Annotated in this window: 13 protein-coding genes; 8 read left to right on the forward strand and 5 right to left on the reverse strand. The window is 65.0% G+C overall.

The genetic code is table 11. The features are described from left to right. Positions 1-229: 229 nt before the first annotated feature. Complete coding sequence (locus tag E4K64_RS06660) at positions 230-3,595, forward strand: adenylate/guanylate cyclase domain-containing protein (protein ID WP_167771846.1); 3,366 nt, start codon at positions 230-232, stop codon at positions 3,593-3,595. Between the two features lie 3 nt (positions 3,596-3,598). On the opposite strand, the gene E4K64_RS06665 is transcribed toward E4K64_RS06660, so the two are convergent. Further along, positions 3,599-4,822, reverse strand: coding sequence for a polyhydroxyalkanoate depolymerase (locus tag E4K64_RS06665; RefSeq protein WP_135162759.1), 1,224 nt, complete (start codon positions 4,820-4,822; stop codon positions 3,599-3,601). A gap of 159 nt (positions 4,823-4,981) precedes the next feature. Here E4K64_RS06665 and E4K64_RS06670 point away from each other — a divergent pair, with 159 nt between their 5' ends. Then, positions 4,982-5,638: a glutathione S-transferase family protein gene (locus E4K64_RS06670; protein WP_135162761.1), complete on the forward strand. Its 657-nt coding sequence runs from the start codon at positions 4,982-4,984 to the stop codon at positions 5,636-5,638. Positions 5,639-5,917: 279 nt separating this feature from the next. Here E4K64_RS06670 and E4K64_RS06675 read toward each other — a convergent pair whose 3' ends face one another. After that, positions 5,918-6,142: a hypothetical protein gene (locus E4K64_RS06675; protein ID WP_028138161.1), complete on the reverse strand. Its 225-nt coding sequence runs from the start codon at positions 6,140-6,142 to the stop codon at positions 5,918-5,920. A gap of 183 nt (positions 6,143-6,325) precedes the next feature. Between E4K64_RS06675 and E4K64_RS06680 the strand changes: the two genes are divergently transcribed. Then, positions 6,326-6,682, forward strand: a complete 357-nt coding sequence (locus E4K64_RS06680) for a coiled-coil domain-containing protein (RefSeq protein WP_135162762.1) — start codon at positions 6,326-6,328, stop codon at positions 6,680-6,682. Between the two features lie 9 nt (positions 6,683-6,691). Here the strand turns inward: E4K64_RS06680 and E4K64_RS06685 are convergent, their stop codons facing one another. Continuing rightward, complete coding sequence (locus E4K64_RS06685; protein ID WP_135162763.1) at positions 6,692-7,795, reverse strand: mandelate racemase/muconate lactonizing enzyme family protein; 1,104 nt, start codon at positions 7,793-7,795, stop codon at positions 6,692-6,694. 177 nt (positions 7,796-7,972) lie between these two features. Here E4K64_RS06685 and E4K64_RS06690 point away from each other — a divergent pair, with 177 nt between their 5' ends. From E4K64_RS06690 to E4K64_RS06710, 5 genes are all read left to right on the forward strand, one after another. Then, the gene (locus tag E4K64_RS06690) at positions 7,973-8,818 is read left to right on the forward strand and encodes an AraC family transcriptional regulator (RefSeq protein WP_135162765.1); all 846 of its coding nucleotides are present in this window, start codon (positions 7,973-7,975) and stop codon (positions 8,816-8,818) included. A gap of 136 nt (positions 8,819-8,954) precedes the next feature. Next, positions 8,955-9,881, forward strand: a complete 927-nt coding sequence (locus E4K64_RS06695) for an SMP-30/gluconolactonase/LRE family protein (RefSeq protein ID WP_135162767.1) — start codon at positions 8,955-8,957, stop codon at positions 9,879-9,881. Between the two features lie 158 nt (positions 9,882-10,039). Continuing rightward, entirely contained in the window at positions 10,040-10,633 is a 594-nt protein-coding gene (locus E4K64_RS06700; protein WP_135162769.1) for a GNAT family N-acetyltransferase, read from the forward strand. 222 nt (positions 10,634-10,855) lie between these two features. Continuing rightward, complete coding sequence (locus E4K64_RS06705; RefSeq protein WP_135162770.1) at positions 10,856-12,502, forward strand: GMC family oxidoreductase; 1,647 nt, start codon at positions 10,856-10,858, stop codon at positions 12,500-12,502. Positions 12,503-12,556: 54 nt separating this feature from the next. Next, positions 12,557-12,829 (forward strand): hypothetical protein, encoded by a 273-nt coding sequence (locus tag E4K64_RS06710; RefSeq protein ID WP_135162772.1) that lies wholly within the window; start codon positions 12,557-12,559, stop codon positions 12,827-12,829. Between the two features lie 831 nt (positions 12,830-13,660). Here E4K64_RS06710 and E4K64_RS06725 read toward each other — a convergent pair. Further along, the gene (locus tag E4K64_RS06725) at positions 13,661-14,503 is read right to left on the reverse strand and encodes an AAA family ATPase (RefSeq protein ID WP_028152332.1); all 843 of its coding nucleotides are present in this window, start codon (positions 14,501-14,503) and stop codon (positions 13,661-13,663) included. Positions 14,504-14,609: 106 nt separating this feature from the next. Then, entirely contained in the window at positions 14,610-14,855 is a 246-nt protein-coding gene (locus E4K64_RS06730) for a GlsB/YeaQ/YmgE family stress response membrane protein (RefSeq protein ID WP_126255191.1), read from the reverse strand. Between the last annotated feature and the right edge of the window lie 15 nt (positions 14,856-14,870).

Consider the following 14,870-nt stretch of genomic DNA (forward strand, 5'->3'; position numbering starts at 1 on the left):
CAATGACGACTCATCGCAACCTCTGCTGTCCAACGCTGCGCGCGAGCGATGTTTGGTAGCGCAGCCGTTTGTATTGAGCAGTATCCCGATCGAAATCGTAGCGGTACTGAGTAACCTAGATTTTCGCACAACAAACAAGACGTGCCATCATGGCGGCGTTGGGATATTCTTCCCGCGCGTCCGTGGTCCAGAATTCTGCTAACTGCCAGTCATAAGATCGGTGGGAGCCATGCAGATTGCGGAGTGGCTCGAGAAGCTGGGGCTTGGGCAATACGCGGAGCGTTTTGCCCAAAATGGCATCGACGTGGATATCCTCCCCGAACTGATGGACGAGGACTTTGACAAGCTCGGGGTCTTGCTCGGTCATCGCCGCAAGATGCTGCGTGCCATTGCCGAGCTCGATCCAGCCGCGTTGATCGCGTCGCCGTCTCCTCCTCACGACGCCGAGCGGCGCCACCTCACCGTTATGTTTTGCGATCTGGTCGGATCCACTGCACTCTCAGCGCGTCTCGATCCCGAGGATATGTGGGAAGTGATCCGGGCCTACCGCGTCGCATGCGCGCGCGTCATCGCCGCTTATGACGGCAGGATAGCCAGGTTCGTCGGTGACGGAATCCTCGTCTACTTCGGTTATCCGCGCGCCCACGAAGATGATGCGGAGCGCGCAGTGCGAGCGGGCCTCGATATCATTGCTGCGATTTGCCAGCTCAAGACAGGCGCGGGCGAACGGGTTGAACTTCGGATCGCAATTGCGACCGGGCTCGTGGTGGTCGGCGACCTCATCAGCGGAGATGCGTCGGAGGAACACGCGACCATCGGCGATACGCCGAACCTCGCTGCCCGGCTGCAGAGTCTGGCGGAGCCGGGGGCGGTCGTCGTTGCTTCATCGACACGCCGGCTGCTTGGCGACCTCTTCACCTTCCGCAATCTCGGCCGGCGCGAGGTCAAGGGGATAAGCGAGCCGATCGCGGTCTGGGCGGTGGAAGGAGCGAGCGCATCGGAGAGCCGCTTCGAGGCGGTCCGCGCCGCGCGCTCGATCGGTTTTGTCGGCCGCAAGGACGAGATCGAATTCATTCTCTCGCGCCAGCGGGAGGCATGGCAGGGCTTGGGCCAGATCGTCTTGATTTCCGGCGAAGCGGGCATCGGCAAGTCGCGCCTTGTGGCAACATTGTCCGAAAGCCCCTCGCTGGGGACACACCGTCGGGTGCGGTATCAGTGTTCGCCTTATCACACCAACAGCGCACTTCATCCCTTTGTCGCGCAGCTCGAGCGCGCCGCCGGAATTCGCTTGCACGATACGCCGGAACAGAAGCTCGGCAAGCTCGAGGCCATGCTGGCGCTGGGAACCCAGCAGGTCGCCCGAGCAACCCCGCTGATCGCGGCTCTGCTTTCGATTCCCATTGGCGACCGTTATCCGCCCCTCGGCTTGAGCCCGGCGCAGCAGCGGAGACAGACGTTTGCCGCCCTTCTCGATCAGCTTGAGGGATTGGCGCGAGGCCAGCCTCTGCTGCTCATCTGCGAGGACATGCATTGGGCCGATGCCACGACGCTCGAATTGTTCGATCTCGCGGTCGATCGGATCAGGGCCCTGCCGATACTTGTGCTCATGACATCCCGGCCGGAGTTCGAGCCCTCCTGGTCGGGCCTTGCCAATGTCAGTCTGTTGCGGCTCGACCGGCTCGACCGCCAGGACACGCGCGCGCTGGTGGAGCAGGTGGTCGTCGGCCGCCAGCTGCCACGCGAGATGATGAAGCAGATCATCGACAAGACCGATGGCATCCCGCTGTTCGTCGAGGAATTGACCAAGATGGTGCTGGAGTCCGGCTTGCTCGTCGAGGATGCCGGACGCTACCGGCTGAACAGTCCGCTGCCGCCGCTTGCCATCCCCGCGACGCTGCAGGATTCGCTGATGGCACGGCTCGACCGGCTCGCTCCGGTCAAGGAGGTGGCACAGATAGGCGCGGCCATCGGCCGCGACTTTTCGTACGCGCTGCTGAAGACCGTGGCAGGACGCGATGATCTGACCCTGAGCGCCGCGCTGGAACAGCTTGAAGAGGCCGAATTACTCCTGCGCCGTGGCACTCCGCCCGAGGCAAATTATAGTTTCAAGCACGCCCTCGTTCAGGAAGCGGCCTACGAGAGCCTGCTCAAGAGCAAACGGCAAGTGCTTCACACCCGAATTGGCGAGATCTTGCGCGAGAACTTTCCAGCCGTTGCCGAGACCGAGCCGGAAGTCCTGGCGCATCACTTCACTGAGGCGGGGCTGAGCGAGGCCGCCCTCGAATGGTGGCGCAAGGCGGGCCAGCAGGCACTGAAACGCTCGGCCTATTCCGAGGCGATCGCGCATCTCGGCAAGGCCATTGCGATCGCCGATCAGTTGCCTGACGAGCCGCGCCGGATGATGAGCAGGCTGCATCTTCAAATCGCATATGGTCGTGCACTCAGGGGCAGCCTCGGTCATAGTGCGCCCGAAACGGTCGCGGCATGGACGCGTGCGCGCCAGTTCGCAGCCGACATCGATGATCCCGTCGAGCTGGCGCCGGTGCATTCGGGACTCTTCAATGCCTGCCTGACGCATGGCGAACTCGCTCCGATGCGGGAGCTGGCGGACGCCATCAGGAGCGCCGCTGACCGACGACCGGACTCGCCGGTGGCCGCCGTCGTTGCCCATTGGGCAGGCGGCGTCACCTGCTGGTTCGCCGGCGATTACTTGAATGCGAGAACGCATCTCGAGCGCGCGCTGGCGATCTATGGTGCCGAGCCGGATCCCGCCACCTTCAGGGCTTCGGCGCTGGATCTGCCGTTCGTGATCATGAGATTTCTTGCCTTGGTGCTCTGGCCGCTGGGCAGCACCGCTCGTGCGCGCGAGCTCGCCGCGGAAGCGGTGGGTGCTCCGGCAGAAAAACGAGCGCTGTCCCAGGCCAATGCGCTGGTTCATCGCGCGGTGTTCGACGGGGTATGCGGGGGCATGTTGCAGCAAACAGAGACGATCCTGGCGCTCGGTCTCGCGCGCGACCACACGATGCCGCTATACGTGGCCGCGGGCACCTACCTGAATGGCCTGGCCAAGTGGCGTGCCGGCGACCGAATGGCTGGACTGGCGGACATGCGTCACGGCTGGACCTCGCTGCGCGAGAACGATTGCTATCTCTGCGAACCGTTTTGGGGGATGCATGTCGCCGTAGCGAATGCGGAGCTGGGCGAAGTCGAGACCGGGCTGGACATCCTGGACGAATTGATCGCCGGGACAGGCCAGTCCGGCCAGCATTGGCTTGATGCCGAGCTGCATCGTGTCCGCGGTAAACTCTTGTCGCGCCATGACGGATCCAGTGCCGAAGATGCCCTGAAGCGAGCGTTGGAAATCGCGCGACACCAGCAGACCAGGACTTTCGAGCTGCGCAGCGCGCTCGAACTTGCCCGGCTGCACAAGACAAATGGCCGAGCGGATGCGATATCCCGGGTGCTCGATCCCGTGCTCGCTGAATTCGGGGCGGAGCGAAATCTTCCGGAGTTCGTTGAAGCCAGGGAGCTGCTCACGCAGGCGGATGAGGCACGTGACGCTTCCCCTGGCCGGGCGTCTTGGGGCAGGGGATGACGCTCACGAATTGACGTGCACGAAATCCCGCAACAGCGGATAGATCTCGTTGTTCCAGCGCCGGCCTGAGAACACGCCGTAATGGCCGACGCCGGCCTGCATGTGGTGGACGCGCCGATAAGCGCGTACGCCGGTGCAGAGATCTTGCGCGGCGAGCGTCTGGCCGATCGAGCAGATGTCGTCCTTCTCGCCCTCGACCGTCATCAGCCCCATGCGGCTGACCGCCCTGGTGTTCACGGGACGGCCGCGATGCATCAGCCTGCCCTGCGGCAACAGGTGCTCCTGGAACACGTCGCGCACGGTCTCGATGTAGAACTCGGCCGGCAGGTCCATCACGGCGAAATATTCGTCGTAGAAGGTCTTGATGGTCGCGGCCTTGTCCTTCTCGCCCTTGGCGATGTGGTTGGCGAGGTCGAGATGCTGCTTGATGTGGCGCTCGAGATTCATCGAGACGAACGCGGTGAGCTGCACGAATCCGGGATAGACCTTGCGCAGGGCGCCGCGGCATTGCACCGGCACGTAGTTGATCAGGTTCTGCTCGAACCATTCGATCGGCTTGCTCTTGGCGAACTCGTTGACCCGGGTCGGCTGGATGCGGGTGTCGATCGGGCCGGCCATCAGCGTCAGCGTCGCCGGGCGCGAGGGATGGTTGTCCTCGCACATGATCGCGGCGGCCGCGAGCGCCGAGACCGAGGGCTGGCAGATCGCGACCATGTGCGGGCGCGGCCCGAGCTGGCCTAGGAACTCGATCAGATGCTCGGTGTAGTCGTCGAGCCCGAAGCGGCCTTCGCTGCGCGGAATGTCGCGCGGATTGTGCCAGTCGGTGATGTAGACGTCGTGGTCCTGCAGCAGCGTCTGCACGGTGCCGCGCAAGAGCGTGGCGAAATGGCCGGACATCGGCGCCACCAGCAGCATGCGCGGCTGCTCGCCGACGCCGTCCTTCTTGAAGTGCAGCAGCGAGCCGAACGGCGTCGCGTAGGCGATCTCCTCGGCGACGGCCACTTCGCGATTTCCCACCATCACGCGCTCGATGCCGTAGGCCGGCCGGTGATACGTCAGGGTCGAGCGTGAGATCAGCTCCAGCGCGGCCGAGAGCCGGCCAACGAGCTGATCCGACATGCCCTGCGGCACCAGGTTGAGAAACCTGAGCGCAGACGAGGCCCCCGCGCGCCACGGCGCCGTCAGGTCCATGTGGTTCTGAAAGGCCTGATAATTCATCGACATCATAACTGAAACGCCCACCCCGTCCCGCGGTGCCATGCAATAACGACGCCAAACCGGCGGCCGGGCCGCCCGCAAAATTGGCACGTCGCTTGCTGTTCACCTCACGGCAGGCACAGGGCACGTCCGCGGGCCGGCGGAGAGCGGGATCAGGGAAGGGGCCATATGGCAAAGGCGACACTGACCATCAGCAGCAAGAATTATTCGTCCTGGTCGCTGCGCGGCTGGTTGCTGGCGAAATTCTCCGGGCTCGATTTCGAGGAAATCGTCACCGCGCCGGACGATCCGTCGGCGCGCGCGGAGATCCTGTTGCTGTCCTCGTCGATCCTGGTGCCGTGCCTGCGGCACGAGGGCGCCGTGGTCTGGGATACGCTGGCGATCGCCGAATATCTCAACGAGGTGATGCCGTCGGCCGGCTTGTTGCCCGATGACCGCATCCAGCGCGCCCATTGCCGCTCGATCTGCGGCGAAATCCATTCCGGCTTCACCACGCTGCGCGCTTCGCTGCCGGTGAATCTGAAGGGACGTTTTCCCGGCTTCAAGATCTGGTCGCGTGCGCAGGCCGATATCGACCGCGTCTCGTCGATCTGGCGCGACTGCCTGGAGCGGTCGGGCGGCCCCTTCCTGTTCGGCGCGCAGCGCACCATGGCGGATGCGATGTACGCGCCCGTGGTGACCCGCTTCGTCACCTACGACGTCAAGCTGGAGCCGCAGCTGCAGGCCTATGCCGACACCATCATGGCGATGCCCGAGATGCAGGAATGGATCGCAGCGGCGCGGGAGGAGCCCGCCGAGATCGAGGAGCTCGAGGTCGAATATTAGGCAGGCGAGTGCGGCCTTGCCTGTTTCGGGGGCGGTACCGGGCGGATCGGCCTGAGCCGGCTATCCCCTTGTCAGGATTAACCTTTGGCGCTCCCGCGCGGCCGAGGCCGTTCGCCCCGCCGCACAGATATTGTACGCACCTGCACAGCCGCATCGACATCTAGCCGTGAACAGGTGCGTACACGGCCAACCGGCTGATTCGGACGCGATTCGTTCGGGCCGCGTTCCATTCGTTAAGGCGGAGCGCGGCGCCGTTGCATTTTGGAACAGATATGGGTTTCAGGCGGCCCCGCGCTGCTTCACGCGCGGCAGGCGCCAGCCGATGACGGTGGCCTCGACCGCAATGCCGGCTTCGTGGTTCTGCCAGCGTCCCTCGACATAGCGGCAGGCGAACGGCAATTGATACGTTCCGCTATGGTCCTCGCACAGCACTTCGAGCGCCAGGCCCGGCGGCGGTTCTCCGGCGCCGTCGAATTCCGCCAGTCGTCTATCGCGCGTTGCCATTCCGAAAATCTCCCCTAAACAAAGCCGCGGAAAGAGCGCCCACTTCTTCCGCATGCGGATCATCGTTCCCCGTCCGAGGGAACGGCGCAAGCTCAACGCGAGAATGCGGTACGAGTGTGGTAGCCTTTGCCGGCTGTGCGCAAACAGCGCACATTGCCGTGATCGATCGGACGAGGAACCTTCATGCTGCTTCGAGGTGCCGGCATTTGTTTCGCGATGTTGCTGCTCGCAACGCTGGCGCATGCGCCGGTGCACGCGCAGGACGTGCCCGGCATCGAGATCTGCACGGTCGAGAAGACCATGGAGCGGCGCACCTCCTGCCTGCAGAGCAATGTCGACTTCCTGCAGAAGACGATCACCAAGCTCAATCTCGATCATCAGCAGAAGCTGGACGCCGCCAACCGTCAGATCGACGCGCTGAAGACGAACCTCGCCGGCCTGCAGAAGACGCTTCTCGATCTCCAGGCCGCCCAAGCGAAGACGGCCGAGGATCTGAAGAAGAAGCAGGACGTGCCGCCGGCCAAGGACGCCGCGAAATAAGCTTGGCCATCACGTCACGCGATATCGCTCGATCACGCCGGGGTCGGGCTCATAGCCCAGCCCGGGTCCCGAGGGCACCGCGACGTGGCCGGTGGCATCGGCATCCGCGCGGCCGCCCCAGAGGCAGGCCTCGCGCTTGAGATGGAATATCTCCACGAGCCCGTCGTCGCGTGTCGCCAGCAGATGCAGCGTCGCGAGCAGGCCCGGCCCGAAATACGGGGAGTGCGGCACGATCTTGACGCCGCGCCGATCGGCGAGCGCCGCGACCTTCACAAATTCCGTGATGCCGCCGACCTTGGTCACCGAGGGCTGGGCGTGGCTCACCGCGCCCGCCTCCATCATCTGGCGGAATTGATAGTCCGTGCAGGCATTCTCACCGGCGGCGATGTCGAGCCCGCCTTTGCTGCGGACCTCGGCCAGCGCGGCAAAGTCCTCCGGCGGCCAGACCGGCTCCTCCAGAAACATCGGCAGCGCGTCGCGGCACGTCTGCGCAAACGCGATCGCCTGCGCGGCCGTGAGCGGGCAGTTCATGTCGACCATCAGCGGAATGCTTGGTCCGATCGCCTCGCGTGCGGCGAACACCGCAGGCGCCGTGGTCTCGTGCAGCTTGATCGCGCCATAGCCGAGCGCGAGCGCCTTCCGGCATTCGGCGGCGATGTTGTCGGGCGTACCGATCCGCAGCAGGCTCGCGTAAGCCGGAATGGCCGTGCGCCTGGTCTCGCCGAGCAGGCGATGCACTGGCACGCCCTCGACCTTGGCGGCAAGGTCCCAGAGCGCGATGTCGAGCCCCGAGATCGCGAACATGGTGATGCCGTAGCGGCCGAACAGATGCAGATTGCGCTGGATCTGCTCCATGACGGCGGGGATGCCGGCGGCATCGGGCAGCTTCAGCCCGCGGGCCTGCGGTGCGATCATCTCCTCGACCGCGCTGCGCGTGGTGCGCGGGCAGACATAGGCGAAAGCGTCGCCCCAGCCGGTCAGTCCGGCATCGGTCAAGACCTCGACCAGCACCATGTCGAGGGCGGTGATTGCGGAGGCGCCCTGGCGGAAGCTGGCGGCACCGGCGTCATAGGGGATGCGGATATGGTGCGCCCGCACATCGGTGATTTCCATGACGCGGTTCCTCCGTGCCTTCTGGTGAGCGGTTCCCTGGGAATGTAACCGTGAACCGCCGGGCGTTGCCAGTGGCCATTCCCGGTCTATCCTCATGCCGGGACAGCAATGCCGATCAAGCGGAGCGGCCGATGGCATGCGCATCATGGCCGCGCTTCGAACGAGGGTTGAGCCGCCATGAATCCAGCGCAGCGCGCGCTCTGGTATATCGAGACCCATCTGGCCGAGCCGATGACGCTGGATGACATCGCTGCGGTCTCGGGCGTGTCGCGGTTCCACATCGTGCGGGCGTTTGCCGCAGCCACGGGCCTTCCGGTGATCCGCTACGTGCGCGCCCGCCGGCTGACGGAGGCCGCGCGCAGCCTCGCGAACGGCGCGCCCGACATCCTGTCGCTGGCGCTGGAGGCGGATTACGGCTCGCACGAAGCATTCACCCGCGCGTTCCGCGACCAGTTCGGTGCCACGCCCGAAGCGGTGAGGGCGGCAACGTGCGTCAGCCACCTCAAGCTTCAGGAGCCGATCCTCATGGATTCCACCATGCTCGACCATCTCGCCCCGCCGCGTTTCGAAACCGTGAAGGCATTTCTCGTCGCCGGTCCAGCCGAGCGCATCTCCTGCGACAACGGCGCCATGATCCCGGGCCTGTGGCGGCGCTTCCATCAGGAGGTCGCCGACATTCCCGCACGTGTCGGCCAAGGGAAAGATCAAGTCGCTTACGGCGTCTGCTGCAATGGCGACGATGCCGGCAATTTCGACTACATCGCCGGCGTCGAGGTCGCCGATTTCTCCGACCTGCCGCGCCGTTTCGGTCGCATCCGCATTCCCGGGCAGCGCTATGCGGTGTTCACCCATACCGATCACGTCGCCTCGATCCGCCGCACCGTCAACACGATCTGGAATCAGTGGCTGCCGGCATCGGGTCTAGAGGCCGCGGACGCGCCGAACTTCGAGCGCTATGACGAGGCCTTCGATCCCGCGACCGGCAATGGCGGCTTCGAGATCTGGCTGCCGGTGAGGGAGTAGAGCTTCCGCAACGCTGGCATACCGTCCCGCTTGCTTGGCAAGCCGCGGCGACTTTGCCATAACCGCAGGCAAAGCTTGCGTGTGGAGCCGTGCCGGACATCCCGTGCAAGTCATAACAAGCCGGGAGGGTCTCACAATGCCTGACGTCCGCGTTCTCGCCACCGACCTCGAATTTCCCGAAGGGCCGGTCGTGATGCCGGACGGCTCGGTGGTGCTGGTGGAAATCCGCGGCCAGCGCCTGACCCGCGTCCATCCTGACGGCCGCAAGGAGATCGTCGCGAAGATTCCCGGCGGCCCGAACGGCGCCGCGCTCGGGCCCGACGGCAAGATCTACATCTGCAACAATGGCGGCTTCTCCTGGATCCCGACCCGCAACATGATCATGCCCGGCCCGCAGCCGGACGACTATCTCGGCGGCTCGATCCAGCGCGTCGATCTGCAATCCGGCAAGGTCGAGACCGTGGTGACCAGATGCGGCGCGCATGACCTGCGCGGGCCGAATGATCTGGTGTTCGACAAGCAGGGCGGCCTGTGGTTCTCCGATCTCGGCAAGCGCCGCGCGCGCGAGATGGACGTCGGCGGCATGTATTATCTCAAGCCCGGCATGACCGAGCTGGTCGAGATCGTGCACGGCATATTGCCGGCGAACGGCATCGGGCTGTCGCCGGATGAGAATACCGTCTACATCGCGGAGACGCCGACCGGGCGGCTGTGGGCCTACGAGCTCTCGGCGCCCGGCACGCTGAAGCCGCGCGATCCGATCTATCGCGGCGAGCGGGGCAAGCCGATCTGCGGCCTCGGCGGCTACCAGATGTTCGACTCGCTCGCGGTGGAGGCTGGCGGCAATGTCTGCGTCGCCACGCTCGTTTCCGGCTGCATCTCGGTGATCGCGCCCGATGGCACGCTGGTGGAGCAGGTCCCGACCGGCGACCGCGTCACCACCAACATCGCCTTCGGCGGCCCCGAGCTGAAGACCGCCTACATCACGCTATCGGGCAAGGGCGAGCTGGTCGCCATAGACTGGCCGCGCGGCGGATTGCCGTTGAATTTTTTGAATAAGTGAATGTATCTGGACGAAGTGTGCCAATACATCGGTCGTCATTCCGGGATGCGTGCGCCAGCACGCAGGCCCGGAATCCATAACCCTGAACCGTGATTATGGATTCCGGGCTCGCGACTTCGTCGCGCCCCGGAATGACGGCCCCTACTATGGAGTGAGCAATGCCCTGGCCCGATCCCGTCACCCTGCGCGGACAGCACGCCCGTCTCGAGCCGCTGTCGCATGATCATCGCGCGGGGCTGGTCGAGGCCGTCAAGGACGGCGAGCTCTCGAAGCTCTGGTACACCGCGATCCCGCTGCCGGAGAACATGGGCAAGGAGATCGACCGCCGCCTGGCCTTGCAGGCCGCGGGCTCGATGCTGCCCTTCACGGTGTTCGATGCCGGCGGCAACATCGTCGGCATGACCACCTACATGAACATCGATGCCACGAACCGCCGCGTCGAGATCGGCTCGACCTGGTATGGCAAGAGCGCGCAGCGCGGCCCGCTCAACACGCAGTGCAAGCTGCTCTTGCTCCGGCACGCCTTCGAGGCGCTGAACTGCATCGCGGTCGAGTTCCGTACGCATTTCTTCAACCACCAGAGCCGCCGCGCCATCGAGCGCCTCGGCGCCAAGCAGGACGGCATCCTGCGCAGCCACCAGATCGCGCCGAACGGCACGCTGCGCGATACCGTGGTCTACAGCATCACCGCCGCCGAATGGCCGACGGTGCAGGCGCATCTGGAATTCCAGCTCAACGACAAGCCGCGCTAGTCATGAGCGTGATTGGTTCGGTGCATCCGCGGCCGCACTGCGCTCCCTCTCCCGCTTGCGGGGGAGGTTTGGGGAGGGGGTGCCTCCGCGGTGGGACTCCCCGCGTGGAGAGAGCCCCCACCCGGCGCTTCGCGCCGACCTCCCCCGCAAGCGGGAGAGGTTGGAGCGAGCTCGTGGCCGGCACCATCCGTTCGGCAATCATCGCGCGCTAAGGACGCCACCATGGATAGATTTGATTATGTGATCATCGGCGCGGGCTCCGCCGGTTGCGTGCTCACCAGCCGGCTCAGCGAAGACCCGAACGTCAGCGTCTGCGTGCTCGAGGCCGGGCCGTCCGACTGGCATCCCTACATCCATCTGCCGGCGGGGTTCATCAAGACCTTCCACATGAAGAGCATCAACTGGGCCTACCAGCAGGAGCCCGGGCCCTGGACCGGCGGCCGCAGCATCTATGCGCCGCGCGGCAAGACGCTCGGCGGCTCGTCCTCGATCAACGGCCACATCTACAATCGCGGCCAGCGCATGGATTTCGACACCTGGGCGCAGATGGGCAATCGCGGCTGGGGCTATGCCGACGTGCTGCCTTACTTCCGCCGGCTGGAGAAGCGCGTCGGCGAGGGCGAGGACACCTATCGCGGCCGCGAGGGCAGCCTCACCGTCACCACCATGGATTGGCGCGATCCGCTCTGCGAAGCCTTCATGGAAGGCGCGGTCTCGCTCGGCATTCCCCGCAACCCCGATTACAACGGCAAGACCCAGGAAGGCGTCTCCTATTGCCAGCGCACCATCGAGAGGGGCCTGCGCGTCTCCGGCTCGACCGCGTTCCTCAAGCCGGCGATGAAGCGGCCGAACGTGCATGTGCGCACCCATGCGCACGCGACTGAGATCATCTTCGAAGGCAAGCGCGCCGTCGGCGTGCGCTACAGCAAGGGCGGCCGCGGCGGCACGCCGGTAGAGGTGCGCGCCAACAAGGAGGTGATCCTGTCCGGCGGCACCTATAATTCGCCGCAGCTCCTGCAGCTCTCCGGCATCGGCTCGCCCGATCTGCTGCAACGGCACGGCATTGCCGTGCGTCACGCGCTGCCTGTCGGCGAGGGCCTGCAGGACCATTACGCCCCGCGCACGGTGGCGCGCGTCAAGGATATCAAGACCATCAACGAGCTCCGCCGCGGCCTCTCGCTGTGGATCGAGGCGCTGAAATGGGCGACCGCGCGCCGCGGCCTGCTCTCGCTGTCGCCGACCATGGTCTATTGCTTCTGGCACTCCGGCGAGAGCGCCGAAAGCTCCGACCTGCAGCTCACCTTCACGCCGGCGTCCTACAAGGAAGGCGTGCAGGGCCAGCTCGAGGACGAGCCCGGCATGACCGTGGCCTCCTGGCAGCAGCGCCCGGAGAGCCGCGGCTATGTCCGCATCCGCTCGAACGATCCGTTCGCGCCGCCGATCATCCAGACCAACTATCTCGATGCCGAGCTCGACCGCCGCGTCATCGTCGGCGGCATGAAGCTGGCGCGCAAGCTTCTGAAGTCCGCGCCGCTGTCGCCCTATTACGCCTACGAGGATTTCCCCGGCCCCAACGTCAACACCGACGACGAATTCCTGCACGCCGCCACCGAGCGCGGCACCACCACCTTCCACCCCGGCTGCACCTGCCGCATGGGCCCGGCGGAGTCCACCTGGGCGGTGGTCGACGACCAGCTCCGCGTGCACGGGCTTGAAGGCCTCCGCGTCATCGACGCCTCCGTCATGCCGCGCATGATCTCGGCCAACCTCAACGCCTCCACCATGATGATCGCCGACCGCGCCTCGGACCTGATCCGCGGTAAGCAGCCGATGGAAGCCGCAAGGATTCCGGACGCGGCGGTGGCGTGATATCTTTGTTGGGCGAATCCGCCCCACGCATTTCATCGATAGGCAGAACGCGAAATGCCCCAATCCGGCACTGAGCGGCAATCCGTTGGCCAAATTGCCTTCTGCGGCCTCGTATTTCTCTGCACCGCTATTCCGGTCGGCCTGCTGCTGCGCGTGGGCTGGCGGGATTGGACCCTGTTTGCCGGCCTTTGGGCGGTCATGTACTTCATGGGAGGAATAGGATGGTTTCCTCGGGGCACACCAATTCAAAAGGCCTTTTCATATGGCCTGCTCGTCGGCACGGTGCTTCCGGCTCTGGAGTGGGCCGCGATGCTTCACGGCCCGTAGCCCGTCGGGCAAAACACCCGCCACCGCGTCAATCCCTCCGCGCAAAAATATTCCACTTTACCGAAATTCGGAATTGCGGCATAGATCGACACAGCCCGGCCCGAGGAAGAGGGGCGGTTCGCGAGTCGTTCGAAACGCGGGCCGGGTTGCGGTGGACGCGGCAGCGTCGGCACGAGATGGGACGGGCAGGGCGGGTAGTCCCTGTGAGCCTGAACCCCGCGTGTGACGAACGGCGCTGCTAGGCTCCGTCTCGCTTGTAAGTTTCCGGCTTTGTCGACAGGGCTGGGAAAACTGCGGCGAAAGGGCGAGCCGTGCGTACGGCAAAACCGTGTGGTCCTGGCCGTCGTTGCTACGGTCAAGCTGTCCGCGGAGGTGTGCGCGAGCCCGACCGGGCAGACGGCATCATCCAATTCGCGGGGCGAGGGAGGCCAGAAGGAAAGTTCGGCTCCCGGGAGAGCACGGCATAAGCCGTCCGACCATCGCGCAGGGAAGGCCGAGTGATTGGCCACACCTGTATGCTGCTGTGCGGTTTTCTGCGTGCACCTTTTGCGCAGCAGACCGCGGGTGCGAGGTCAGCACCCGGCCTTCCCTGCGCCCTCTTTCTTTGGGGCGAGGATGCAAACAAAGCTCGGGCGAAATGCGCCGCGAGGCTGCGAAGGCGTGTCTGCAACCCCGCACTCGCCGTCATCGCCCGGCTTGACCGGGCGATCCAGTATTCCAGAGGCGGTTGTGATTGAGCCGAGAAGCTGCGGCGTACTGGATGCCCCGGTCAAGCCGGGGCATGACACCGGTGGTGGGGATGCAGCCGAGCTATCACAGGCGAGCTCGCGCTCACACTTCCCGTCGGCTCAAGAACGCCAGCCGCTCGAACAGATGCACGTCCTGCTCGTTCTTGAGCAGCGCACCGTGCAGCGGCGGGATCAGTTTTCGCGGGTCGCGCTCGCGCAGCTGCTCGACGCTCATGTCCTCGTTGAGCAGCAGCTTGAGCCAGTCCAGCAGCTCCGAGGTCGACGGCTTCTTCTTCAGGCCGGGGACCTCGCGGACCTCGAAGAAGATGCGCAGCGCTTCCTCGACCAGGCGCTTCTTGATGCCGGGGAAATGAACGTCGACGATGCGGCCCATCGTGTCGGCGTCGGGGAACTTGATGTAGTGGAAGAAGCAGCGGCGCAGGAAGGCGTCCGGCAGCTCCTTCTCGTTGTTGGAGGTGATCATCATGATCGGGCGCTGCTTGGCCTTGATCGTCTCGCCGGTCTCGTAGACATGGAATTCCATGCGGTCGAGCTCGAGCAGGAGGTCGTTGGGGAATTCGATGTCGGCCTTGTCGATCTCGTCGATCAGGAGCACCGGGCGCTGTTCGGCGGTGAAGGCCTCCCACAGCTTGCCGCGCTTGATGTAGTTCCTGATGTCGGACACGCGCGCATCGCCCAGCTGGCTGTCGCGCAGGCGCGACACCGCGTCGTATTCGTAGAGGCCCTGCTGCGCCTTGGTGGTGGACTTGATGTGCCAGGTCAGAAGCGGCGCGTTCAGCGCCTTCGCCACTTCCTCCGCCAGCACCGTCTTGCCGGTGCCGGGCTCGCCCTTGATGAGCAGCGGGCGCTCCAGCACGATCGAGGCGTTGACGGCCACCTTGAGATCGTCGGTCGCAACATAGTCCTTGGTGCCGGTAAATTTCATCGCGCGTCCTTGTTGGTCGTCGTCGTGAGGCAATGCCAATTTCGTTGCCTTGGTCACGACAAGCGAACGGCCGCACATGGCGGCCGTTCCTGGTTCGGTCAGGCTTTCAGACCCGTTTTATCAGCGAAAGGATGACGAGCACAATCACCGCGCCGATGGTGGCGTCCACGATGGCGCCGACCGTGCCGGAGGCGAGCTGGATGTGGAGCTGGGGCAGCACCCAGCTCGCAACCAGCGCGCCGATGATGCCGACGACGATGTTGCCGACCAGCCCAAATCCCGCCCCGTGGACAATCTTGCCCGCGAGCCAGCCTGCGATCGCCCCGATGATGAGCGCTGCGAGAATTCCCATATACGTCCCCAAAAC

Origin of the sequence: Bradyrhizobium frederickii, assembly GCF_004570865.1 — a bacterium.
Lineage (GTDB): Bacteria > Pseudomonadota > Alphaproteobacteria > Rhizobiales > Xanthobacteraceae > Bradyrhizobium > Bradyrhizobium frederickii.

What these genes read in the sequence shown, in the direction of transcription:
- E4K64_RS06695 (WP_135162767.1), top strand. Translation starts at nt 8,955, where the DNA reads ATGCCTGACGTCCGCGTTCTCGCCACCGACCTCGAATTTCCCGAAGGG.
- E4K64_RS06710 (WP_135162772.1), top strand. Translation starts at nt 12,557, where the DNA reads ATGCCCCAATCCGGCACTGAGCGGCAATCCGTTGGCCAAATTGCCTTC.
- E4K64_RS06675 (WP_028138161.1), bottom strand. Translation starts at nt 6,142, where the DNA reads ATGGCAACGCGCGATAGACGACTGGCGGAATTCGACGGCGCCGGAGAA.
- E4K64_RS06690 (WP_135162765.1), top strand. Translation starts at nt 7,973, where the DNA reads ATGAATCCAGCGCAGCGCGCGCTCTGGTATATCGAGACCCATCTGGCC.
- E4K64_RS06730 (WP_126255191.1), bottom strand. Translation starts at nt 14,855, where the DNA reads ATGGGAATTCTCGCAGCGCTCATCATCGGGGCGATCGCAGGCTGGCTC.
- E4K64_RS06725 (WP_028152332.1), bottom strand. Translation starts at nt 14,503, where the DNA reads ATGAAATTTACCGGCACCAAGGACTATGTTGCGACCGACGATCTCAAG.
- E4K64_RS06670 (WP_135162761.1), top strand. Translation starts at nt 4,982, where the DNA reads ATGGCAAAGGCGACACTGACCATCAGCAGCAAGAATTATTCGTCCTGG.
- E4K64_RS06700 (WP_135162769.1), top strand. Translation starts at nt 10,040, where the DNA reads ATGCCCTGGCCCGATCCCGTCACCCTGCGCGGACAGCACGCCCGTCTC.
- E4K64_RS06705 (WP_135162770.1), top strand. Translation starts at nt 10,856, where the DNA reads ATGGATAGATTTGATTATGTGATCATCGGCGCGGGCTCCGCCGGTTGC.
- E4K64_RS06660 (WP_167771846.1), top strand. Translation starts at nt 230, where the DNA reads ATGCAGATTGCGGAGTGGCTCGAGAAGCTGGGGCTTGGGCAATACGCG.
- E4K64_RS06680 (WP_135162762.1), top strand. Translation starts at nt 6,326, where the DNA reads ATGCTGCTTCGAGGTGCCGGCATTTGTTTCGCGATGTTGCTGCTCGCA.
- E4K64_RS06685 (WP_135162763.1), bottom strand. Translation starts at nt 7,795, where the DNA reads ATGGAAATCACCGATGTGCGGGCGCACCATATCCGCATCCCCTATGAC.
- E4K64_RS06665 (WP_135162759.1), bottom strand. Translation starts at nt 4,822, where the DNA reads ATGATGTCGATGAATTATCAGGCCTTTCAGAACCACATGGACCTGACG.